Origin of the sequence: Mycobacterium sp. 852014-50255_SCH5639931 (assembly GCF_001665605.1) — a bacterium.
GTDB lineage: Bacteria > Actinomycetota > Actinomycetes > Mycobacteriales > Mycobacteriaceae > Mycobacterium > Mycobacterium paraffinicum.
The window spans coordinates 23,748-44,989 of record NZ_LZSV01000017.1; the positions used below are offsets into that span (position 1 = coordinate 23,748).

At 67.9% G+C, this 21,242-nt stretch carries 22 protein-coding genes and 1 pseudogene; 16 read left to right on the forward strand and 7 right to left on the reverse strand.

The annotated features are described in order from the left end of the window. The first annotated feature begins 12 nt into the window (after positions 1 to 12). The 7 genes from A5758_RS09855 (at position 13) to A5758_RS09885 (ending at position 5,523) form a co-directional block, all read left to right on the forward strand. Positions 13 to 855, forward strand: a complete 843-nt coding sequence (locus A5758_RS09855; RefSeq protein WP_067739492.1) for a sugar phosphate isomerase/epimerase — start codon at positions 13 to 15, stop codon at positions 853 to 855. 14 nt (positions 856 to 869) lie between these two features. After that, entirely contained in the window at positions 870 to 1,715 is an 846-nt protein-coding gene (locus tag A5758_RS09860) for a thioesterase family protein (protein ID WP_067739494.1), read from the forward strand. A gap of 27 nt (positions 1,716 to 1,742) precedes the next feature. After that, the gene (gene proC, locus A5758_RS09865) at positions 1,743 to 2,618 is read left to right on the forward strand and encodes a pyrroline-5-carboxylate reductase (protein WP_197503839.1); all 876 of its coding nucleotides are present in this window, start codon (positions 1,743 to 1,745) and stop codon (positions 2,616 to 2,618) included. Between the two features lie 140 nt (positions 2,619 to 2,758). After that, a complete protein-coding gene (locus A5758_RS09870; RefSeq protein ID WP_066956383.1) occupies positions 2,759 to 3,013 on the forward strand; it encodes a cell division/environmental response transcriptional regulator in 255 nt (84 codons plus the stop codon). A gap of 159 nt (positions 3,014 to 3,172) precedes the next feature. Next, positions 3,173 to 3,274, forward strand: coding sequence for a 30S ribosomal protein bS22 (locus A5758_RS25155; RefSeq protein WP_003402602.1), 102 nt, complete (start codon positions 3,173 to 3,175; stop codon positions 3,272 to 3,274). Between the two features lie 51 nt (positions 3,275 to 3,325). Then, positions 3,326 to 4,453, forward strand: a complete 1,128-nt coding sequence (locus A5758_RS09880; protein ID WP_067212914.1) for an SDR family oxidoreductase — start codon at positions 3,326 to 3,328, stop codon at positions 4,451 to 4,453. Then, positions 4,435 to 5,523, forward strand: a complete 1,089-nt coding sequence (locus A5758_RS09885; RefSeq protein ID WP_197503841.1) for a lysophospholipid acyltransferase family protein — start codon at positions 4,435 to 4,437, stop codon at positions 5,521 to 5,523. The genes A5758_RS09880 and A5758_RS09885 overlap by 19 nt, the downstream gene beginning before the upstream one ends. A 59-nt stretch (positions 5,524 to 5,582) precedes the next feature. Here A5758_RS09885 and A5758_RS09890 read toward each other — a convergent pair whose 3' ends face one another. The 5 genes from A5758_RS09890 to A5758_RS09910 form a co-directional block, all read right to left on the reverse strand. After that, positions 5,583 to 6,512 (reverse strand): cyclopropane mycolic acid synthase family methyltransferase, encoded by a 930-nt coding sequence (locus tag A5758_RS09890; protein ID WP_067739496.1) that lies wholly within the window; start codon positions 6,510 to 6,512, stop codon positions 5,583 to 5,585. 10 nt (positions 6,513 to 6,522) lie between these two features. Beyond that, positions 6,523 to 7,032, reverse strand: a complete 510-nt coding sequence (locus A5758_RS09895; RefSeq protein ID WP_067739498.1) for a MaoC family dehydratase N-terminal domain-containing protein — start codon at positions 7,030 to 7,032, stop codon at positions 6,523 to 6,525. Positions 7,033 to 7,077: 45 nt separating this feature from the next. Beyond that, positions 7,078 to 7,983: an HAD family phosphatase gene (locus A5758_RS09900; RefSeq protein ID WP_067739500.1), complete on the reverse strand. Its 906-nt coding sequence runs from the start codon at positions 7,981 to 7,983 to the stop codon at positions 7,078 to 7,080. A 178-nt stretch (positions 7,984 to 8,161) separates the two neighbouring features. After that, on the reverse strand, positions 8,162 to 8,452 hold the full coding sequence (locus A5758_RS09905) for a WXG100 family type VII secretion target (RefSeq protein WP_067739961.1): 291 nt from the start codon (positions 8,450 to 8,452) through the stop codon (positions 8,162 to 8,164). Further along, positions 8,445 to 8,753, reverse strand: coding sequence for a WXG100 family type VII secretion target (locus A5758_RS09910; protein WP_067739502.1), 309 nt, complete (start codon positions 8,751 to 8,753; stop codon positions 8,445 to 8,447). The genes A5758_RS09905 and A5758_RS09910 overlap by 8 nt, the downstream gene beginning before the upstream one ends. Before the next feature lie 59 nt (positions 8,754 to 8,812). Between A5758_RS09910 and A5758_RS09915 the strand changes: the two are divergent. From A5758_RS09915 to A5758_RS09945, 7 genes and pseudogenes are all read left to right on the forward strand, one after another. Then, positions 8,813 to 9,177, forward strand: a pseudogene (locus A5758_RS09915) (glutaredoxin family protein). A gap of 7 nt (positions 9,178 to 9,184) precedes the next feature. Next, positions 9,185 to 10,555, forward strand: a complete 1,371-nt coding sequence (locus tag A5758_RS09920) for a glutamyl-tRNA reductase (protein WP_067739504.1) — start codon at positions 9,185 to 9,187, stop codon at positions 10,553 to 10,555. Positions 10,556 to 10,568: 13 nt separating this feature from the next. Further along, a complete protein-coding gene (gene hemC, locus A5758_RS09925) occupies positions 10,569 to 11,513 on the forward strand; it encodes a hydroxymethylbilane synthase (RefSeq protein WP_067213192.1) in 945 nt (314 codons plus the stop codon). A gap of 23 nt (positions 11,514 to 11,536) precedes the next feature. After that, complete coding sequence (locus A5758_RS09930) at positions 11,537 to 13,192, forward strand: uroporphyrinogen-III synthase (RefSeq protein ID WP_067212935.1); 1,656 nt, start codon at positions 11,537 to 11,539, stop codon at positions 13,190 to 13,192. 3 nt (positions 13,193 to 13,195) lie between these two features. Further along, on the forward strand, positions 13,196 to 14,176 hold the full coding sequence (hemB, locus tag A5758_RS09935; protein WP_082939642.1) for a porphobilinogen synthase: 981 nt from the start codon (positions 13,196 to 13,198) through the stop codon (positions 14,174 to 14,176). 1 nt (position 14,177) lies between these two features. After that, positions 14,178 to 14,744, forward strand: coding sequence for a DUF3093 domain-containing protein (locus tag A5758_RS09940; protein ID WP_067739506.1), 567 nt, complete (start codon positions 14,178 to 14,180; stop codon positions 14,742 to 14,744). Next, positions 14,741 to 15,004 (forward strand): hypothetical protein, encoded by a 264-nt coding sequence (locus A5758_RS09945; protein WP_067739508.1) that lies wholly within the window; start codon positions 14,741 to 14,743, stop codon positions 15,002 to 15,004. Before A5758_RS09940 ends, A5758_RS09945 begins: the two co-directional genes overlap by 4 nt. On the opposite strand, the gene A5758_RS09950 is transcribed toward A5758_RS09945, so the two are convergent. Further along, positions 14,991 to 15,416: an STAS domain-containing protein gene (locus A5758_RS09950; RefSeq protein ID WP_067739965.1), complete on the reverse strand. Its 426-nt coding sequence runs from the start codon at positions 15,414 to 15,416 to the stop codon at positions 14,991 to 14,993. The genes A5758_RS09945 and A5758_RS09950 overlap by 14 nt on opposite strands. Before the next feature lie 320 nt (positions 15,417 to 15,736). Here A5758_RS09950 and A5758_RS09955 point away from each other — a divergent pair, with 320 nt between their 5' ends. Next, a complete protein-coding gene (locus A5758_RS09955; RefSeq protein WP_067739967.1) occupies positions 15,737 to 16,975 on the forward strand; it encodes an acyltransferase in 1,239 nt (412 codons plus the stop codon). 91 nt (positions 16,976 to 17,066) lie between these two features. Then, entirely contained in the window at positions 17,067 to 17,753 is a 687-nt protein-coding gene (locus A5758_RS09960; RefSeq protein WP_067213202.1) for a GDSL lipase, read from the forward strand. Position 17,754: 1 nt separating this feature from the next. Here the strand turns inward: A5758_RS09960 and A5758_RS09965 are convergent, their stop codons facing one another. After that, complete coding sequence (locus A5758_RS09965; RefSeq protein ID WP_067739510.1) at positions 17,755 to 21,072, reverse strand: LuxR C-terminal-related transcriptional regulator; 3,318 nt, start codon at positions 21,070 to 21,072, stop codon at positions 17,755 to 17,757. Positions 21,073 to 21,242: the final 170 nt, after the last annotated feature.

A 21,242-nucleotide genomic window follows, 5' to 3' on the forward strand; every position in this document is an offset into this window, starting at 1 on the left:
CCACACAGACCGTTGCGCCCAGCTATCAAAGTCGGACTTTCGACGGCCTCGGTGTACCCATTGCGGGCCGAGGCCGCCTTCGAGTACGCGGCCCGGCTCGGCTACGACGGCGTCGAGCTGATGGTGTGGGCCGAGTCGGTCAGCCAGGACATCGACGCCGTCCAGAAGCTGTCCCGCCGCTACCGCGTACCGGTGTTGTCGGTGCACGCGCCCTGCCTGCTCATCTCGCAGCGGGTGTGGGGCGCCAACCCGATCTCCAAGCTGGACCGCAGCGTGCGGGCGGCGGAGCAACTCGGCGCGCAGACCGTCGTCGTGCACCCGCCGTTTCGCTGGCAGCGTCGTTACGCCGAGGGATTCAGCGACCAGGTCGCCGAGTTGGAAGCGTCGAGCGACGTGATGGTCGCGGTGGAAAACATGTTCCCGTTCCGGGCGGACCGGTTCTTCGGGTCCGGCCAATCGCGGGAGCGGATGCGCCGGCGCGGCGGCGGCCCGGGGCCGGCGATATCGGCGTTCGCGCCCTCGTACGACCCGCTGGACGGCAACCACGAGCACTACACGCTGGACCTGTCCCACACCGCGACCGCCGGCAGCGACTCGCTGGACATGGCGCAGCGGATGGGGGGCGGGTTGGTCCACCTGCACCTGTGCGACGGCAGCGGGCTGCCCGCCGACGAGCACCTGGTCCCCGGACATGGCACGCAGCCCACCGCCGAGGTGTGCCAGATGCTGGCCGGCAGCCACTTCGCCGGCCACGTCATTCTGGAGGTGTCCACGTCCAGCGCGCGCAGCGCCAGTGACCGCGAAAGCATGCTCGCCGAATCGTTGCAGTTCGCCCGCACACACCTGCTGCGCTGATAACCCAGGAGACCATGAACGCGTTATTCACCACCGCAATGGCCTTGCGGCAGGTTGACCCCGGCGTCTTTGAGGGTGAGCTCAACAAGCACTGGACCATCGGTCCGAAGGTGCACGGCGGCGCGATGCTGGCGCTTTGCGCCAACGCCGCCCGCACCGCCTGCGGCGCACAGTCGCCGTCCGGCTTCGAACCGGCCCAGCAACCCGTCGCGGTGTCGGCGAACTTCCTGTGGGCCCCCGATCCGGGCCCGATGCGGTTGGTGACCTCGATCCGTAAGCGCGGCCGCCGGATCAGCGTCGTCGACGTCGAGCTCACCCAGGGCGACCGCACCGCGGTGCACGCCGTGGTCAACCTCGGCGAGCCGGAACATTTTCCGCCCGACGGTGATGCCAAGCCGCTGCTGTCGGCCAACCCGGTCGTGGGCCTGATGGCACCCGAGCCCCCCGACGACATCGCGCCGATCGGGCCCGGGCATCCCTTGGCCGGCCTGGTGCACCTCGGCGAAGGGTGCGATGTGCGTCCGGTGCTGTCGACCCTCGGGCCGTCCGCCGACGGCGGCCCGCCGGTGATCCAGATGTGGGCGCGCCCGCGCGGGGTGGCTCCGGACGCGCTGTTCGCGCTCATGTGCGGGGATCTGTCGGCGCCGGTCACCTTCGCCGTGGAGCGCACCGGCTGGGCTCCCACCGTCCAGCTGACCGCCTTCCTGCGCGGACTGCCTGCCGACGGGTGGCTGCGAATCATCGCGACGTGCACCGAGATCGGACATGACTGGTTCGACGAGGACCACACCGTCGTCGACAGCCTGGGTCGCCTGGTGGTGCAAGCCCGCCAATTGGCGTTGGTCCCTGCCGCCGGGTAGCCGCCGCTGTCTGCGATGCTGTCGGGCATGGCAAGAATCGCGATCGTCGGTGGCGGCAGCATCGGGGAGGCACTGCTGTCGGGTCTGCTCCGCGCGGGCCGGCAGGTGAAAGACCTGGTGGTCGCCGAACGTGTTCCCGAGCGCGCCCAGTATCTGGCCGACACCTACTCGGTGTTGATCACTTCGGTGGCCGACGCGGTGGAGAACGCATCCTTCGTCGTGGTCGCGGTCAAGCCCGGCGATGTGGAGCCCGTGATGGCGGAGCTGGCAAAGGCGGCCGCCGCGTCCGAGAGTGACAGCGCCGAGCAGGTGTTCGTCACCGTCGCGGCGGGGATCAGCATCTCGTATTTCGAGTCGAAGCTCCCGGCCGGAACGCCGGTGGTCCGCGCGATGCCGAACGCGGCGGCACTGGTCGGCGCGGGGGTGACGGCGCTGGCCAAGGGCCGGTTCGTCACCGTCCCGCAGCTCGAGGGCGTCTCGGCCCTGTTCGACTCGGTCGGCGGGGTGCTGACCGTGCCGGAAGCCCAGATGGACGCCGTGACGGCGCTGTCGGGGTCCGGCCCGGCGTACTTCTTCTTGATGGTGGAGGCCCTGGTGGACGCCGGGGTCGCCGCGGGCCTGAGCCGGGACGTGGCCGCCGACCTGACGGCGCAGACGATGGCCGGGTCCGCGGCCATGCTGCTGGAACGGATGGACGCCGAGCGGCGGCCGGGCGAGGGGGAGGCGCCGGGGTTGCGGGTGGACGCCACGGCGACGCAGCTGCGGGCGACCATCACGTCACCCGGTGGCACCACCGCCGCGGGGCTTCGCGAACTGGAAAAGGGCGGACTGCGGGCGGCCGTCGATGCGGCGGTTCAGGCCGCCAAAACGCGCTCTGAGCAGCTAAGAATTACATCGGAGTAATCCAAGAATTTTAAACTGATTGTCCCCCACCAGTACCAGTAACCCCATTAGTCCCGCTATTCTCCTCTTTGTATGCACGTGTGGGTGCCAGCGGAGGGGAAGCCGCTGGCATTGCGCGGGCCTGACACGATTGGGTTGCGATGACGTCTACGAACGGGCCATCGGCGCGAGATTCCGCTGGTAAGCGGGACGCCGGTTCCGGCGAGGGCCAGCAGGGCAGGACACAATTCTTGACGGTCGCCGAGGTGGCGGCGTTGATGCGGGTCTCCAAGATGACGGTGTACCGACTGGTGCACAACGGCGAGCTGCCCGCGGTCCGGGTCGGGCGGTCTTTCCGGGTGCACGCCAAGGCGGTGCACGACATGCTGGAGACGTCTTACTTCGACGCGGGCTGACCCCGAAACTGGCTGCTTGCGCGGAGTGTGCGGGCAGCCGGCGGTGCGCTTCGCGGTTACGCGGCGGTCGTCGACGCCGGTTTGGTGTTCGGTGCGTCCCGCCGGGTAAAGTATCCGGGTCAATCCTGCTTGCAGGTCACGGGTCAGATAGCGGAGTTCATGGGTTCAGTAATCAAGAAGCGGCGCAAGCGCATGTCCAAGAAGAAGCACCGCAAGTTGTTGCGCCGCACACGGGTGCAGCGCAGAAAACTCGGCAAGTAGGCCCGCCCGCGGCGTAATGCTGCGGTCTCTCCCGGTGGATAGGCTGTTTGGGTGGATCAGTCGAGTGGGGATGGCGCCGGAACCGGCGACACCGCGAGCAACACGGTGCATTACCCCAAGGTTGTGCTGGTTACCGGTGCGTGCCGGTTCCTGGGCGGCTACCTGACCGCTCGGCTCGCGCAGAACCCGATGATCAACGCGGTCATCGCGGTGGACGCGATCGCGCCCAGCAAGGACATGCTGCGCCGGATGGGCCGCGCCGAGTTTGTGCGTGCCGACATCCGTAATCCCTTCATAGCCAAGGTGATTCGCAACGGCGACGTCGACACCGTGGTACACGCGGCAGCGGCGTCGTACGCCCCGCGGTCCGGGGGCACCGCGGCGTTGAAGGAAATCAACGTGATGGGTGCGATGCAGCTGTTCGCGGCCTGCCAGAAGGCGCCCTCGGTGCGCCGCGTCGTGCTCAAGTCGACCTCCGAGGTGTACGGGTCGAGCGCTCACGATCCGGTGATGTTCACCGAGGACAGCACCAGCCGTCGACCGCTGCGCGGGGGTTTCGCCAAGGACAGTCTCGACATCGAGGCGTACGCGCGCGGTCTGGGCCGGCGCCGCCCCGATATCGCCGTGACGATCCTGCGGCTGGCCAACATGATCGGGCCGGCCATGGACACCACGCTGTCGCGGTACCTGGCCGGGCCGCTGGTGCCCACGATGTTCGGCCGCGACGCGCGCCTGCAGCTGCTGCACGAGCAGGATGCGCTGGGCGCGCTGGAGCGCGCGGCGATGGCCGGCAAGGCCGGCACCTTCAACATCGGCGCCGACGGGATCATCATGCTGTCGCAGGCGATCCGGCGGGCCGGCCGGATTCCATTGCCGGTGCCCGGTTTTGGCGTCTGGGCGCTCGATTCGCTGAGGCGGGCCAATCGCTACAACGAGATCAGCCGCGATCAGTTCGCCTACCTGAGTTACGGCCGGGTCATGGACACCACCCGGATGCGCTCGGAGCTCGGATATCAGCCGAAATGGACGACGGCCGAGGCTTTCGACGACTACGTCCGCGGCCGCGGCATGACTCCCATTATCGACCCGCATCGGGTACGCTCCCTGGAGGGTCGAGCCATATCTTTAGCTCAGCGCTGGGGTAGCCGAAATCCAGTTCCGTGGGGTGGGGTCAGGTAGGTATCGTGGCTGGTGAAACCAGAGCCAATGTCATTCCACTGCATACAAATCGGGGTCGGGTAGCGGCGCGTAAAAGAGCCGATCAGCGGGCGGAGTCAGCTCGCCAGCATCCTTCCTTGCTTTCGGACCCGCACGGCCGGGCTTCAGCCGAACAGATCGCCGCTGTCGTCCGCGAGATCGACGAGCATCGGCGTGCCGCGGGCGCTGGATCGGCGGACGCCCCGCTCAACGAACTGGCTCAGCGCGTCGCCGCGGTTGCCGGCTTCCTGCGTCAGCGGCTCACGGGTGACTACACCGTCGATGAGTTCGGCTTCGATCCGCACTTCAACAGCGCGATCGTCCGGCCGTTGCTGAGGTTCTTCTTCCGGTCGTGGTTCCGGGTCGAGGTCAGCGGAATCGAAAACCTGCCCAGCGACGGGGCCGCGTTGGTGGTGGCCAACCATGCCGGGGTGTTGCCGTTCGACGGGCTGATGTTGTCGGTGGCCGTCCACGACGAGCATCCCGCCCAGCGGGACATGCGGTTGCTCGCCGCCGACATGGTGTTCGACCTGCCCGTGGTGGGTGAGGCCGCCCGCAAAGCGGGCCACACGATGGCCTGCACGACGGACGCGCACCGGCTGCTCGCCGCCGGGGAACTGACCGCCGTGTTCCCGGAGGGCTACAAGGGGCTGGGGAAGCGCTTCGAGGACCGCTACCGGTTGCAGCGGTTCGGCCGCGGGGGCTTCGTGACGGCTGCGCTGCGCACCAAGGCGCCCATCATCCCGTGCTCGATCATCGGTTCGGAAGAGATCTATCCGATGCTGACCGATGTGAAGATGCTCGCCCGGCTGTTCGGCCTGCCCTACTTCCCGATCACGCCGCTGTTCCCGCTGGCGGGGCCGGCCGGGCTGGTGCCGCTGCCGTCGAAGTGGCGCATCGCGTTCGGTGAGCCCATCTACACCAACGACTACGCCGCCTCCGACGCCGAGGACCCGATGGTCACCTTCGAGTTGACCGATCAGGTTCGCGAGACGATCCAGCAGACGCTGTACCGCTTGCTCGCCGGCCGGCGCAACATCTTCTTCGGCTGAACCTCTCCTGACGCGAAAACGCCCCGGAGCCAACGGCTTCGGGGCGTTTTGCGCTTGGATTACTTGACCATTGTGAACTGGCAGACGTTGGTGTAGCCGTCGCGGAACAAGTCCGAGCAGCCCCGCAAGTACTTCAGGTAGATGTCGTAGGTCTCCTGCCCCTTCAGGGCGATCGCCTCGTCCTTGTGCGCCTCGAGGGCATCGCCCCAGGCGGTCAGCGTCGGCACGTAGTTCTTGCCGATGAAGTGGCGTCGCTCGATCTTGAAACCCGCATCGTTCGCGTACTTGTCGACCAGGTTGACCTGGGGCAACTTTCCGCCCGGGTAGATCTCCTTCAGGATGAAGCTGATGAACCGCAGCAGGGTCATGTTCACCTGCAAGCCCATCGCTTTGCCCTCCTCGGCGGTGGGCACCACGATCGAGTGCAGCAGCATGCGGCCGTCGTCGGGCAGCAAGTCGTAGTACTTCTTGAAGAAGGTGGCGTACCGCTCGTATCCGGCGTCGCCGGCTCCGTCGGCAAAGTGCTCGAACGCGCCCAGCGACACGATGCGGTCGATCGGTACGTCGCCGGGGAATTCCTCCCAGCCTTGGATCCGCACCTCCTTGCGGCGGGGGCTGTCCATCTTCTCGAATTCGGCCACGCAGTGGGCGTACTGGTTCTCGCTCAGCGTCAGGCCGATGACGTTGACGTCGTACTCGGCCACCGCGTGCCGCATGGTCGAGCCCCAGCCGCTGCCGATGTCGAGCAGCGTCATGCCGGGCTCGAGGTTCAGCTTGTCCAGGGCCAGCTTGCGCTTGGCGTACTGCGCCTCTTCCAGCGTCTTGGTCAGATTCTGCGGGTCTGGATTCTCGTCGAAGTATCCGCAGCTGTAGGTCATCGACGGGTCAAGCCAGAGCTTGAAGAATTCGTTCGACTTGTCGTAATGGGACCGGACTTTCTCGACCGGTGGCTTGAGCTGGGTGCTACCCGTTTCCCCCTGTGAAGTCATAGATTCGACCCTACTTTCCGGCTGATATGGATGCGACTGCGGCCACTGTTGCATCAGTGTCGGCTTGGGTTGTGGCTTCCCCCAGCATCGTCACGACGCTGGTGATAAGCGGGTTCCCGTCGGCATCGGTGACTTCGCTGCGGATCTCAGCGAGCACGGTGCCATGGGATTCGATCACCGAGTCTAGATAGGTGTCGAAGAAAAGCATATCGCCGGCCACGATCGGTCGGTGGAACTTGAACTTCTGATCGCGGTGGATCACCCGGGCGATGTTGATCGGAATGCTGAACTTGGTGAAGATCTCCAGCTGCACGCGCCGTCCGGCGATAGCGAGGAACGTCAGCGGGGCCAGCAGCGAGTCGTAGCCGGCAGCGGCGGCATCGGCCTCGCTGAAATGCGTCGGATGCTCATCCTTGATCGCGATCGCGAACTCCCGAATCTTCTCGCGTCCGACCAGGAAGTAATCCGGGGCCCGATAATGGCTGCCGATGAGTCCTTCGGCTTCTTTGGGGGTCGTCATGCCGCTGTCGCTCTCCGCTCGAATAGGTCTCAGCGGCGCAGCCTATCAGCGCGATTGTCGTCGGGACGCCACCGCGGCCAGTGCGCCACCCGCCGCGCCCAGCGCCAATGCCGACGGCACCCCGATCCTCGCGGCCTTGCGGGCGGTGCGAAAGTCGCGGATCTCCCAGCCGCGTTCGCGGGCCAGTGTGCGCAGGCGGGCGTCGGGATTGATGGCGACGGCGGTGCCAACCAGCGACAGCATGGGCACGTCGTTGAAGCTGTCGGAGTACGCCGTGCAGCGTTTGAGGTTCAGCCCCTCCCGGATGGCCAGCGACCGCACGGCGTGTGCCTTCCCGGTGCCGTGCAGGATGTCGCCGACCAGCCGCCCGGTGAATACGCCGTCGACGGACTCGGCGACGGTGCCCAGGGCGCCGGTCAGGCCGAGCCGCCGCGCGATGGTCGCCGCGAGTTCGTACGGCGTGGCGGTGATCAGCCAGACCTGCTGGCCCGCGTCGAGGTGCATCTGCGTGAGCTCGCGGGTGCCCGGCCAGATCTTGTCGGCGATGATCTCGTCGTAAATCTCCTCGCCCAGAGCCACCAGTTGTTCGACGGAGCGGCCCTCGATGAAGGCGAGCGCTTTGCGCCGGCCGGCGGCGACGTCGTTGCTGTTCTCCTTGCCGAGGATCTGGAATTTGGCCTGGGCGTAGATGAAGCCGAGCACATCGCGGTACGTGAAGTAGTTGCGCGCCGCCAGCCCGCGGCCGAAGTGCACCGCCGAGGAGCCCTGCACCAACGTGTTGTCCACGTCGAAGAAGGCGGCCGCGGTCAAGTCGATCGGCGGCTGCGGGCGATCCTCGGCGGCGGTTTCCTCCCGCAGGCCTTCCAGCGCGCGGGCGGCGCTGGCCTCGGCGGCCAGCGACTCCAAGTCAGCGCGACTGAGGTCTCCGTTGACCGGGTCAGAGGAAGTCATCGCCAAACCTCCTAGATCGCTGTGTTGCCTGGCGACCCAGTGGGTCCCGATGTTCAACCCTATCCGGGAGGCGTGGGGAGGGCTGTGTATGTCCGGCTTCTCGTCCACGTCCGATGGGCTCGGGGGTGCGGCCTATTGTCTTCCCCCCGGGCAGCGCCGCCCCAGCGGCGCCATCTGCTCACGACCACATACCGAGATTCGTCGACACGGCGCCGGTGTAGTTGCCGTGCGCGGTCGTGGCTACCTTCTCGAGTTGCGCCAGCGCCTCACGCATCATCGCCTCGCCGCGCACCCAGTGCTGATGCGCCCCGGCATGGGCCGCGGCGGCCTCACCCGTCCACGCGGCGTGCAAACGTCTTACCCGAGAATCGATTTCGGCGATCATGTCCTCGGCGTAACGCTGAAACATCGCCATCCGCTGCACCGCATCGGCCAGCGCCTGGGGATCCACCCGGAACGCCTCAGCCACCACGCACCGCCCGCTCCGCCTGGGCGGACCCGGCCTCGTTGGCCTGGTAGCCCTCGCCGGCCTGACCCACCAGGTGCGCCAGCATCGACAGCCCGAGCTGTACCTCTCGGGCGCCCCGATGCCATAGCTCCCATGCCGAGGCGTATGCCGTTCCCGACGCCCCCTGCCAGCCGCCCAGCACCCGACCGACCTGATCGTCGAGCCGGCTCAACTCGGCCGAAAGGTGCTCGGCCGCGCCGCCGATGGAAACGGCATGGCTTTGCATCACCACCGGATCAACCCGCAGCGTGTCGTCAGCCATGGCCGGAACATAACGCCTGGTAGGTGGCCTCACAAGTCACCGATGCCACACTGGTGGCCATGACCGACGCCCCCCGGCGGCCGCACGTGGAGCTACTGACCCGAGACGGCTGCACCATCTGCGAACGCGTACACGCGCGACTCGGTGAATTGGCGGCTGAGCTGGGCTTCGACCTGTCGACGATCGACGTCGACGCCGCCGCATCGGCCGGCAACCCGGCGCTGCGGGCCGAGTTCGGCGACCGGCTGCCCGTGATCCTGCTCGACGGCCGCGAGCACAGTTACTGGGATATAGACGAGGCCCGGCTGCGCGCGGATCTCGCTCGATGAGGGCCGCCGGGCAATTATTTGGTAGCCCACCTGATAAACGATTACCGTGGAAACCAGTTCAATTACTGGAGAAAGCAAGGGAGCTGGCCAGGTGATGCTGCCGTGAGCGTCTTGCTTTTCGGGGTTTCGCACCGCAGTGCGCCGGTCTCCGTCCTGGAACAACTCACCATCGACGAATCCGATCAGGGCAAGATCGTCGACCGGGTGTTGCAGTCGCCGCTGGTAACCGAGGCGATGGTGCTGTCGACGTGCAACCGGGTCGAGGTCTACGCGGTGGTGGATGCCTTCCACGGCGGGCTGGCGGCAATCGGGCAGGTGCTGTCGGATCACTCCGGAATGTCGATGGGGGACCTGACCAAGTACGCGTACGTCCGCTACAGCGAGGCCGCCGTCGAGCACCTGTTCGCGGTGGCCAGCGGTCTGGACTCCGCTGTCGTGGGTGAGCAGCAGGTGCTCGGCCAGGTGCGCCGCGCGTATGCCACCGCGGAAACCAACCGCACGGTCGGCCGGGTCCTTCATGAGCTGGCCCAGCGGGCGCTGTCGGTGGGAAAGCGGGTGCATTCCGAGACCGCCATCGACGCGGCCGGCGCCTCCGTGGTGTCGGTCGCCCTGAACATGGCCGAACGCCGGCTGGGCGGGCTACAGGGCAAGACCGCCGTGCTGGTCGGTGCCGGCGCGATGGGCGCCTTGGCGGCGGCCCACCTGACCCGGGCCGGTATCCGGCACGTGCACGTCCTGAATCGGTCGCTGTCCCGGGCGCAGCGGTTGGCCCGCAAACTCCGCGAATCCGGTGTCCAGGCCGACGCGATGTCGCTCGACCGCTTGGCCGACGCGGTGGCCGACGCCGACGTCATGGTCAGCTGCACGGGCGCGGTGAGCCCGGTCGTCACGCTGGCGGACGTGCACCACGCGCTGGCCGCCGCGCGCCGCGACGAGTCGGCCCGCCCGTTGGTGATCTGCGACCTGGGCATGCCGCGTGACGTGGACCCCGCGGTCGCCGGTCTGCCCGGGGTCTGGGTCGTCGACGTGGACCGCGTGCAGCACGAGCCGTCGGCGCACGCCGCGGCCTCCGATGTCCACGCCGCGCGCCACATCGTGGCCGCCGAGGTCGCCGCCTACCTGGCGGGGCAGCGCATGGCCGAGGTCACGCCGACGGTGACCGCATTGCGCCAGCGCGCCGCGGACGTGGTGGAGGCGGAGCTGTTGCGCCTGGACAACCGGCTGCCCGGCCTGGAGAGCGCCCACCGCGAGGAGGTGGCGCGCACCGTGCGGCGGGTGGTGGACAAGCTGCTGCATGCGCCCACCGTGCGGATCAAACAACTCGCCAGCGCCCCCGGCGGGGACAGCTACGCCGAAGCGCTGCGCGAACTCTTCGAACTCGACCAGACCGCCGTCGACGCCGTCGCCGCGGGCGAATTGCCCGTCATATCAACGGGATTCGACGCCGGAACGCAAGAACCGTCCGCCGAGTAGCCGATTGCCGAACGTGATCCGGATAGGTACCCGGGGCAGTCTCTTGGCCACCACCCAGGCCGGCGTCGTCAGGGACGCCTTGATCGCCAACGGTCATCCCGCGGAGCTGGTGATCATCACCACCGCCGGCGACCGCTCGTCGGCGCCCATCGAGACCCTGGGCGTCGGCGCCTTCACCACCGCGCTGCGGGAGGCCATCAACGACGGCCGGGTGGACGCCGCCGTGCACTCCCACAAGGATTTGCCCACGGCGGACGACCCGCGGTTCACCATTGCGGCCATCCCGCCGCGCAACGACCCCCGCGACGTGGTGGTTGCCCGCGACGGGCTGGTGCTCGGGGAGTTGCCGGCCGGTTCGCTGGTGGGCACCTCGTCCCCGCGGCGGGCAGCGCAGCTTAGAGCATTGGGTCTCGGTTTGGAAATCCGCCCCCTACGAGGCAACCTAGATACCAGGTTGAACAGGGTAAGCAATGGTGATCTCGACGCGATCGTGGTAGCTCGGGCCGGACTGGCCCGACTCGGTCGCCTCGACGATGTCACCGAGACGTTAGAGCCGGTGCAGATGTTGCCAGCACCGGCTCAGGGTGCGCTCGCGGTCGAATGCCGCGCCGGCGATGGGTTGGTGGCAGTGCTGGCGGAGTTGGACGACGCCGACACGCGCGCGTCGGTCACTGCGGAGCGAGCCCTGTTGGCCGAACTGGAGGCCGGTTGTTCCGCACCGGTGGGCGCGATCGCCGAGGTGGTCGAGTCCATCGATGAGGAAGGCCGAGTCTTCGAAGAGCTGTCGCTGCGCGGGTGCGTGGCGGCACTGGACGGATCTGACGTGATCCGCGCGTCCGGCATCGGCACCGCCGATCGGGCGCGTGAGCTGGGGGTTTCGGTCGCCGCAGAGTTGTTCGAACTCGGCGCCCGAGAACTCATGCAGGAAGCGCGGCAGGACCCGGCACGAGGAAATTAATTGCGAGTGACGTGGGAGCGACAATGACGACGCGAGGGCGTAAGCCGAGACCCGGCCGCATCACGTACGTGGGCTCTGGTCCCGGCGATCCGGGACTCTTGACTACCCGGGCCGCCACGGTATTGGCGAACGCCGCCTTGGTGTTCACCGACCCCGACGTGCCGGAGCCGGTGCTGGCGCTGATCGGCAAAGACCTGCCGCCGGTTTCGGGCCCGGCGCCCGCCGATGCCCCTGCCGGGCACGGCGACGCCGCCACCGGCGCGGAGCAACCCGCGGTGATATCGGCCGGTCCCGATGTCCGCCCGGCGCTGGGCGAGCCCGCCGAGGTGGCGAAGACGCTGACCGCCGAGGCCCGCACCGGCGTCGACGTGGTGCGGCTGGTGGCTGGGGATCCGCTGACGGTCGACGCGGTCATCACCGAGGTGAACGCCGTCGCGCGGAGCCACCTGCACCTCGAGATCGTGCCCGGCCTGGCTGCCACGGACTCCGTGCCCACCTACGCGGGGTTGCCGCTCGGCTCGTCGCACACGGTTGCCGACGTCCGCGACCCACATGTGGACTGGGACGCTTTGGCCGCGGCGCCCGGCCCGCTGATCCTGCAGGCGACCACGTCGCATCTGGCCGATGCGGCGCGCACCCTGATCGAGCACGAGCTGGCCGAGTCCACTCCGTGCGTGGTGACCGCGCACGGCACCACCTGCCAGCAGCGTTCGATCGAGACCACGTTGGGCGGTCTGACCGACTCGGCCGTGCTGGGCGCGACGGACCCGGCGGGCCCGTTGACCGGGCCGCTGGTGGTGACCATCGGCAAGACGGTGGCCAGCCGGGCGAAGCTGAACTGGTGGGAGAGCCGCGCCCTGTACGGCTGGACCGTGTTGGTACCGCGCACCAAGGACCAGGCCGGCGAGATGAGCGAGCGGCTGACGTCCTACGGTGCGCTGCCGATCGAGGTGCCGACCATCGCCGTCGAGCCGCCGCGCAGCCCCGCGCAGATGGAGCGGGCAGTCAAGGGTCTGGTCGACGGCCGCTTCCAGTGGGTGGTGTTCACCTCCACCAACGCGGTGCGCGCGGTGTGGGAGAAGTTCGGCGAGTTCGGTCTGGACGCCCGCGCCTTCTCGGGCGTGAAGATCGCCTGTGTCGGCGAGTCCACGGCCGATCGGGTGCGCGCCTTCGGGATCAGCCCCGAATTGGTGCCGGCCGGGGAGCAGTCGTCGCTGGGTCTGCTGGACGACTTCCCGCCCTACGACAGCATTTTCGACCCGGTGAACCGTGTCCTGCTGCCGCGGGCCGACATCGCCACCGAGACGCTGGCCGAGGGGCTGCGCGAACGGGGCTGGGAGATCGAGGACGTCACCGCCTACCGGACGGTGCGGGCCGCCCCGCCGCCGGCGGAGACGCGGGAGATGATCAAGACCGGCGGGTTCGACGCGGTGTGCTTCACCTCCAGCTCCACGGTGCGCAACCTGGTGGGCATCGCCGGCAAGCCGCACGCGCGGACGATCATCGCCTGCATCGGTCCCAAAACCGCCGAGACCGCCGCCGAGTTCGGTTTGCGGGTGGACGTGCAGCCCGAAACGGCCGCGGTCGGTCCGCTGGTCGATGCTTTGGCCGAGCACGCCGCGCGGTTGCGCGCCGAGGGTGCGCTGCCACCGCCGCGTAAGAAGAGCCGCAGGCGCTAGCCGATGGCCTACCCGCGGCAGCGCCCGCGTCGGCTCCGCTCCACCCCCGCGCTGCGTCGTTTGGTGGCGCAAACGTCTTTGGAGCCAAGGCATTTGGTGCTGCCGATGTTCGTCGCCGACGGTATCGACGAGCCGCGGCCGATCGCGTCGATGCCCGGCGTCGTGCAGCACACCCGCGACTCGCTGCGCAGCGCCGCGGCCGACGCCGTCAACGCCGGCGTTGGTGGGCTGATGCTGTTCGGCGTGCCTCGCGACGAGGACAAGGACTCGATGGGGTCGGCCGGCACCGACCCCGATGGCATCCTCAATATCGCCCTGCGGGACCTGGCCAAGGATCTCGGCGACGCGACGGTGCTGATGGCCGACACCTGCCTGGACGAGTTCACCGACCACGGCCATTGCGGCGTGCTGGACGCCAGGGGCCGGGTCGACAACGACGCCACCCTGACCCGGTACGTGAAACTGGCTGTCGCACAGGCGGAGTCGGGCGCACACGTGGTCGGGCCGAGCGGGATGATGGACGGCCAGGTGGCCGCGATCCGCGACGGCCTGGACGCCGCCGGTTACACCGACGTGGTGGTCTTGGCCTACGCCGCGAAGTTCGCCTCGGCGTTCTACGGCCCCTTCCGAGAGGCGGTCAGTTCCAGCCTGTCCGGGGACCGGCGCACCTATCAGCAGGAGCCGGGAAACTTCCGCGAGGCGCTGCGCGAGATCCGGCTGGACCTCGACGAGGGCGCGGACATCATCATGGTCAAACCCGCGATGGGTTACCTCGACGTGGTGGCCGCCGCGGCGGACGTCTCGCCGGTGCCGGTGGCGGCCTACCAAGTCTCGGGGGAATACGCCATGATTTGTGCTGCGGCCGCGAATAATTGGATCGACGAGCGGGTGGCGGCGCTTGAGTCGTTGACCAGCATCCGCCGTGCCGGAGCCGATATCGTGCTGACCTATTGGGCCGTGGACGCGGCCGGTTGGCTTTCGTGAGATGGGGCTTGCTTTGACATCACAGTCGACGAGGGGCGAGCCGAAGCCGTTGTTCTACGAGCCGGGCGCCAGCTGGTGGTGGGTGGCATGGGGCCCGGTGGCCGCGGGCTCGATGATCCTGATCGAGGTCTGGAGCGGCGCCCCCGTGTCGTTCTTGATCCCGGTGATCTTCCTGATCCTGGTGTCCGGGTTCGTCGGATTGCAGGTCAAGGCCGCCCGGATCCACGTCTCGGTCGAGCTCACCGAAGACGCCCTGCGTCAAGGCACCGAAACCATCCTGGTGCGCGAGATCCTCAAGGTGTATCCCGACGCCGAAAACCACGAAGCGTCCGGTAAGGAGCTGGCCCGGTGGCAGTCGGCGCGGGCGCTCGGCGAATTGGTCGGGGTGCCCCGGGGCCGGATCGGCATCGGGCTCCAGCTCACCGGAAAACGCACCGTTCAGGCCTGGGCCCGCCGGCATCGCCAGCTCCGCGATGCGCTGACCCCGCTGGTTCAGGAGCGGGTCGAACCCGCCGGCTCGGATGCCATCGACGCCGACCGTGACGACGAAGCCGGGCCCGCACAGTGAGCGCCCCACGCTGGGGTACCAGGGTCCTGGTCGAACTGGGCCTGGCCTGCGCGGCGTTCGTCGGCGCGGGAGTGAGCTGGTCGCGTTCGCACCACCTGGTGGCGGTGGCGCCCATCGCGGACGGGCAGCCGTTCACCACGTCAACGGTGTATGACCCGCAGCTGCTGTTGCTGACCCTGTTGCTGCTGGCGAGTGCTGGGGTGCTGGCGGTGGTCGGAACCGCCCGACACCTCCGTGAGCGGCGCTCTAAGACGTCCTGACCAGCGGTAGTGCCAGCCGACGGCGCCGGGCGATGGCGTCGGCCAGGTCGTGCAGTGCCTCGGGCACCGAGTGTTCGTCCGAAAACCCGCTGTCACCCAGGGATTCGGTGACCGCCGGGCTCGCGACCAGCGTCCATTGCACCCCTTCGGCGCGGCAGTCGTCATCGAAGGTTTGCAAAAGCGAAATGCCCGGCCCAGCAAATTGGGTGACGCCGCTCATGTCGAGCACCACGCGGTCTTCTCCGACGATGAAACGGCGAATGTACCCGGCGACTCGTTCGGCATTGAGAGCGTCGATTTCACCCCGGATCGTCACCACGGTGGCCAGCTGGCGACGGTGGGCCCGGATCCAAGCGCCGTCGCAGTGGAGGATGCCGTTTTGCTCCCGCGTCAGGACTTCGGCGATCGTCATGAACACCCCTCGCTCTCCGTGGCGTTCGCTGTGCTTCTGACGCTAAACCCCAAGCTTAAGGAGGGTGAAAGCCGCATCTAACGTTTTGCTAAGAAGCGATTGTCCCCGCCATTCCCGCCCTTTCCGAGCAAAGGTCGCCAGGCGCGAATTGTCGGCGAAAGGCCGCATGCCACACCACAACCGTCCGCGCACCGGGGCCATTGCGCTGCTAGGCTGCCATGGCTGCCGGTTGCGATGCGGGGGCTTGTGACATCGCGTGGTCGCCCGGTCAGCCGACTAACAGGCGAATGGAACAGCAGAGTCCAGGCGGAAAGAGCATCGTGCGCGGCGCAGAGATCAGGGGCGAGATCAAGGCCCTGACGGGGCTCCGCATCGTCGCCGCGCTGTGGGTCGTGCTGTTTCACTTCCGCCCGATGCTGGGCGACGTGGGGACCGATTTCCACGACGCCCTCGCGCCGGTGCTCAACTGCGGAGCCCAGGGCGTCGACCTGTTCTTCATCCTCAGCGGATTCGTACTGACCTGGAACTACCTCGACCGGATGGGTCGGTCATGGTCGACGCGCGCGACCCTGCACTTCCTGTGGCTGCGGCTGGCCAGGGTGTGGCCGGTGTACCTGGTCACGCTGCACCTCGCCGCCCTCTGGGTGATTTTCACCCTGCACGTCGGCCACGTTCCGTCGCCCGACGCCGCCCAGCTCACCGCGATCAGCTATGTGCGCCAGATCCTGCTGGTGCAGCTGTGGTTCGTGCCGTTTTTCGATGATTCGAGCTGGGACGGGCCCGCCTGGTCGATCAGTGCGGAATGGCTGGCCTATCTGCTTTTCGGCCTTCTGGTGCTGGTGATTCTGCGGATGAAGCAGGCGACGCGGGCGCGGAGCCTGATGTTGCTGGCGTTCGCGGCGGCACTGCCCCCCGTGGTCATGCTCCTGGCCAGTGGCCACTTCTACACCCCGTGGAGCTGGTTGCCGCGGATCGTCACCCAGTTCACCGCCGGCGCGCTTGCTTGCGCCGCGGTGCGCAGGCTGCGGCTGACCGATCGCGGCCGCCGACTGGCGGGCTACCTGTCCCTGCTTCTGCTGGCCGCCATGGTGGGCGTCCTCTACTGGTTCGACGCGCACCCGATCTCCGGGGTGGTGGAGAACGACAGCGGCGGCGTGGTCGACATCCTGTTCATTCCGCTGGTGATCACGCTGGCCATCGGCGTCGGCAGCCTGCCGAGAGTGCTCTCTACCCGGTTGATGGTCTACGGAGGCCAGATCTCGTTCTGCCTGTACATGGTTCACGAGCTGGTGCACACCGCATGGGGCTGGTCCGTCGAGCAGTTCGAGCTTCGGCCGCAGGACAATCCATGGAAATGGAACATCATTGGCCTGCTTGCGATCGCCGTGGTCATCTCGATCGTGATGTATCACTTCGTGGAAGAGCCCGCCCGCCGCTGGATGCGCCGGATGGTCGACGTCAAAGCCGTCACCGCGAGAAGCGAGCCCGACGAGCCGCCGAACGGCACGGTCCATCCGATCGACCGCTCGCTGGAAGCCGTTTCGGTCCGCGCGGTGTGACGGTTGCGTTAGCGCACGGCCGCGAGCCGGCGGCGGATAATCGATGAAAATACGGTGGCACATGACGATGCCGTTGACGGGGGAGGTAGTGGTGAGTCGTCTGGCCACCTTTGTCATCGGCCTGACTTTTCTGGTCGGCGTCGGCATCGCATACCCCGCTCAGGTGCGCACGTACGACACGCTGACCCTGGATTTCCGGTTGAACCACATTGCCGTAGTAGGGGACTCGTATACCACCGGCACCGGTGAAGGTGGGCTGGGCCCGAGGTCATGGCCCGCCCGCGCCTGGGACGTACTCGCCGCGCGCGGCGAACGGATCTCGGCCGACGTCGCGGCCGAGGGCAGGGCCGGCTACGGCATGCCGGGCGACCATGGCAGCGTGTTCGAGGACCTGACCGCAAGGGCGGTGCAGCGCGACGATGTGCTGGTGGTGTTCTTCGGCTCCCGCAACGACGAGACCATCGATCCGGGTCTGATAGCTCAAAAGGCCCGCAGCACATTCGATCTGGCTCGCCAGCTGGCGCCGTCCGCACGGTTCCTGGTGATCGGACCGCCGTGGCCGACCGCCGATGTGCCCATCCCCATGCTGCAGGTTCGCGACGTGCTCGGCGCGGCGGCGGCGGCCGCGGGTGCGACGTGGGTCGACCCGATCGCTGAAAGCTGGTTCGTGGGTAGGCCCGATCTGATCGGGGCGGACGGTGTGCACCCGAACGACGCCGGGCATCAATACATGGCGGACAAGATCGCCCCGCTGATCCGCACGCAACTGTCGACCTGACCTAGCCGTGCCGGGCCGCTTCCTGAGCGAGCTGCACACGCGATGACACGGCGAGCTTGGTGTAGACGTGCGTGAGATGAGACTGCACGGTGCGCGGCGAGACGAACAGCCGCGCGGCAATGTCCTTGTTGGGCAGCCCTTCGCCGACGAGCCGTACGACGTCGAGCTCGGTCGGCGTCAGCGACTCCCAACCGCTGGCCGGTCGCCCGCGTGCACCGCGGCCCCGCTGCGCGTAGCTGATGGCCTCGGCGGTGGACAGCGCGCTGCCCTCGGACCATGCGGTGTCGAAAGGTTTGGGACCCAAGGTTTCTCGTACCTGGGCCAGCGCCGCGTCGAAGTCCGCTTGAAAGACTTCGAAGCGTACCTCGCCGTGCCGCTGCCGCATGCCGTGGGCTGCACCCAGAAGCCGGGCGGCGTGCTCGGGATTGGCTTCGGTGGCCAGTGCTGCCAGGCGTTCCAAAGTGTCGGGGATCTGCAGGTACCTCCCGGTACCCTCGGCGGACTCGATGGCCGCGTGCAGGTCGCGCTCGGCCTGTTGGAGCTCACCTTGGGCGGTGGCAATCGAGGCGCGCGCCGTCAGCGCCTTCACCTGATGACATCCTGGAACCGACGCCACCGTTTCGTCCGCCCAGCGGCGGGCGGCAACCAGGTCGCCGCAGGCCATGGTCGCCTCGGCCGTCGGCACCAAGCTTCTGACGAACAGTTCCTTCAGGTCAGAGGTGTGCCCCCAGGCGGCATCGCAGGCCTGCTTGGCCGCCGCGAAGTCGCCGCTTGCCAGCGCCGCATTCGCCAGTGCCAGGTACGCGGTGTCCTCGTGGAAACCGCCCATGGCTGCGCCGTTTTCGAGGGCGGCTTGCGCCGCGGCCCGGGCAGCCGCGGCATCGCCGGTGAAGGCGAGCGCTTGTGCCAGCGTCATCAGACCGAAAGTCTCCATCGGCAGGTCCTCGGCGGCGCGCGCCTCCTCGACCAGCCAATTGGATACCTGCAGAGCCTCGGCCAGCTTGCCCTGCAAGGCAAGCGCACCGCTGAGGAAAACCCGGCTGTACCGAGACATGAAGCTGTCGCCGAGCGCGTCGGCGAGGGCTCGCCCCTCCTCGCCGGCGGCCTGCGACGGGACGGGATCACCGGAGACGTTGCCGACGAAGCACTGGTAGGCGCGCACGTGGTAGAGCGCCGCACGATCGCCCGTAGCGCGAGCCAGATCGGCCGCCTCGGCGAAATACGACCCCACCAGTTCGGCGTCATTCATCGCCAGCATCCCGCAGGTCAGCAGGGTGTGCACGACGAGCTCCTGATCGTCGAGCTGGCGCGCGGCGGCCAGGGCTTCTTCCGCGCGCTGCAGGCTGAATGGGGCGGAGAACCAGACCGCCAGCAGACCCGCGTCGGCGACCGCCCGCGCCCAGACCCCGGGCGCGACGTCGGCGTCGCGGTACCGCTCGTCGCCGAAGACGGCCTCAAACCCCGCCACGCCTTCGCGGAACCGTGCGCGCGTCACCCATAGCCGCTGCAGGGCCGAGACGAGCTGCAACGCCGGCTCGAACTCCCCGGCGTCGCAACTCCACGAGTGGGCCGCCCGCAGGTTGGCCATCTCGAGTTCGGCCCACGGGACCAACGGCGTCCCGTCGCCGCGCATCCGCGCTTGCAATGCCACTGCAGCGCCGGTGTAGTGATCGCGGTGCCGAATGCGCACGGCCTCGGCCTCGCCCGACTCGGCCAGCTTTTCCAGGCCGTACTGGCGGACGGTCTCCAGCAGCCGGTAGCGCATCATGCCGTCGATTTCCTCGGTGACGATCAGCGACTTGTCGACGAGCAGCCCGAGCAGGTCGATGAGCTGGAATTGCTCCACGTCGGTGCCGGCGCCGACGGCGTGGGCGGCGTCCAGGTCGAACCCGCCCATGAACACTGCCAGACGGCGAAACAGGATGCGTTCGGGTTCCGTGAGCATGGCGTGGGACCAGTCGATGGAAGCGCGCAGCGTCTGCTGGCGGCGAACCGCGTTGCGCGCGCCTCCGGCCAGGAGGCGGAAGTTGTGATGGAGGCTGTCGACGATCTGGGTCAGCGACAGGGTGCGGGTCCGCGCAGCCGCCAGCTCGATCGCCAGCGGCATGCCGTCCAGGCGCCGGCAGATCTCGGCGATGGTAAACGAATTATCCTCGGTGCGTTGGAAATCCGGTCTGGTGCGGCGGGCGCGGTCGACGAACAATTCGAGGGCTTCGCCGTCGACCGACAGTGACGGCACGCGCCAGGTCAGTTCTCCGGCGACGCCGATCGGCTCCCGGCTGGTCGCCAGCACGGTGACATCCCGGCCCGCATCGAGCAGCGCCACGACCAGAGCCGCGCTGGCGTCCAGTAGGTGCTCGCAATTGTCCAGTACCAACAGCATTTTGCGGTCTCGAACGAACTTCGACACCGTCTCCATGGTGGAGCGGCCCGGCTGGTCGGCAAGACCCAAGGTGCGCGCCAGGGTGACCGGCACGACGAGGGGATTGGTGACCGGAGCCAGGTCGACAAACCAGGCCCCGCCGGGGAACGCGTCCGCAACCTGCTCGGCGACCTGCACCGCCAACCGTGTCTTGCCGACACCCCCAGCGCCGGTCAGGGTCGCCAACCTGTTGTCCCGCAAGATCTGTCCGATGTCGCTGATCTGCGTGCCACGGCCGACGAAGCTGGTCAACTGTGTCGGAAGATGGCCATTGGCAACGTCATTCGCCCCGCGCAACGGTGGGAAGTCGTTGGTCAGGCCGGGATGATTGAGTTGCACGATGCGTTCCGGCCGCGGCAGGTCGCGCAACGGGTGGACGCCCAGATCGGTCAGCCAGGCATCGGCCGGTAACCGGTCGAGCACCAGCGGTTCCGTGGCACCGGACAGCACGGTCTGCCCACCGTGGGCAAGGTCGCGCAGCCGCGCCGTGCGATTGATGGTGGGTCCGGCGTAGTTGCCCGCATCGCGCAGCTGGACCTCGCCGGTGTGCAGGCCGATACGGATCCGGATCGGCGGCAACACGGCTAGTTGAAGTTGAAGCGCACAGGCGACGGCGTCGCTGGGGCGCGCGAAGGCGACCACGAAGCTATCGCCCTCGCCCTGCTCGACGGGCCGGACCCCGCCGTGGTCGGCGACGAGATTGTTCACGGTTTGATTCAGCTGCTCGAGCGCCGTCGTCATGGCGTCGGACTGGGTCTCCCACAGCCGGGTGGAGCCCTCCACGTCGGCAAGCAGCAATGTCACGGTCCCTGTGGGCAGCTCGCTCACGCTCTGCTCGCTCCAGTCCAGCAGCGGCGTGTCCGCCGACGAATGAATGTCGATCATGTTAGCCAGCATGCAGGGACGGTGAGTGGCAAACATCAGCGAAAGCGCGTAACTCCGCCTGCCACTACGCGGAGCTACGACCCGGGTTCAGTCCTCGGCGTGCCGTTCGTAGTCCCATCGCTCCAGGCGGGCTTGCAAGTTCAGCAAGCCGAACCCGGCGATCGGAGCGGCGGCCGTAATGC

Coding starts and splice junctions, on each gene's coding strand:
- A5758_RS09950 (WP_067739965.1), bottom strand. CDS start 15,416: ATGACGATCGCCGAAGTCCTGACGCGGGAGCAAAACGGCATCCTCCAC.
- A5758_RS09910 (WP_067739502.1), bottom strand. CDS start 8,753: ATGGCTGACGACACGCTGCGGGTTGATCCGGTGGTGATGCAAAGCCAT.
- A5758_RS09965 (WP_067739510.1), bottom strand. CDS start 21,072: ATGCTGGCTAACATGATCGACATTCATTCGTCGGCGGACACGCCGCTG.
- A5758_RS09900 (WP_067739500.1), bottom strand. CDS start 7,983: ATGACTTCCTCTGACCCGGTCAACGGAGACCTCAGTCGCGCTGACTTG.
- A5758_RS09860 (WP_067739494.1), top strand. CDS start 870: ATGAACGCGTTATTCACCACCGCAATGGCCTTGCGGCAGGTTGACCCC.
- A5758_RS25155 (WP_003402602.1), top strand. CDS start 3,173: ATGGGTTCAGTAATCAAGAAGCGGCGCAAGCGCATGTCCAAGAAGAAG.
- A5758_RS09940 (WP_067739506.1), top strand. CDS start 14,178: ATGGGGCTTGCTTTGACATCACAGTCGACGAGGGGCGAGCCGAAGCCG.
- A5758_RS09895 (WP_067739498.1), bottom strand. CDS start 7,032: ATGACGACCCCCAAAGAAGCCGAAGGACTCATCGGCAGCCATTATCGG.
- hemB (WP_082939642.1), top strand. CDS start 13,196: ATGGCCTACCCGCGGCAGCGCCCGCGTCGGCTCCGCTCCACCCCCGCG.
- A5758_RS09930 (WP_067212935.1), top strand. CDS start 11,537: ATGACGACGCGAGGGCGTAAGCCGAGACCCGGCCGCATCACGTACGTG.
- proC (WP_197503839.1), top strand. CDS start 1,743: ATGGCAAGAATCGCGATCGTCGGTGGCGGCAGCATCGGGGAGGCACTG.
- A5758_RS09870 (WP_066956383.1), top strand. CDS start 2,759: ATGACGTCTACGAACGGGCCATCGGCGCGAGATTCCGCTGGTAAGCGG.
- A5758_RS09890 (WP_067739496.1), bottom strand. CDS start 6,512: ATGACTTCACAGGGGGAAACGGGTAGCACCCAGCTCAAGCCACCGGTC.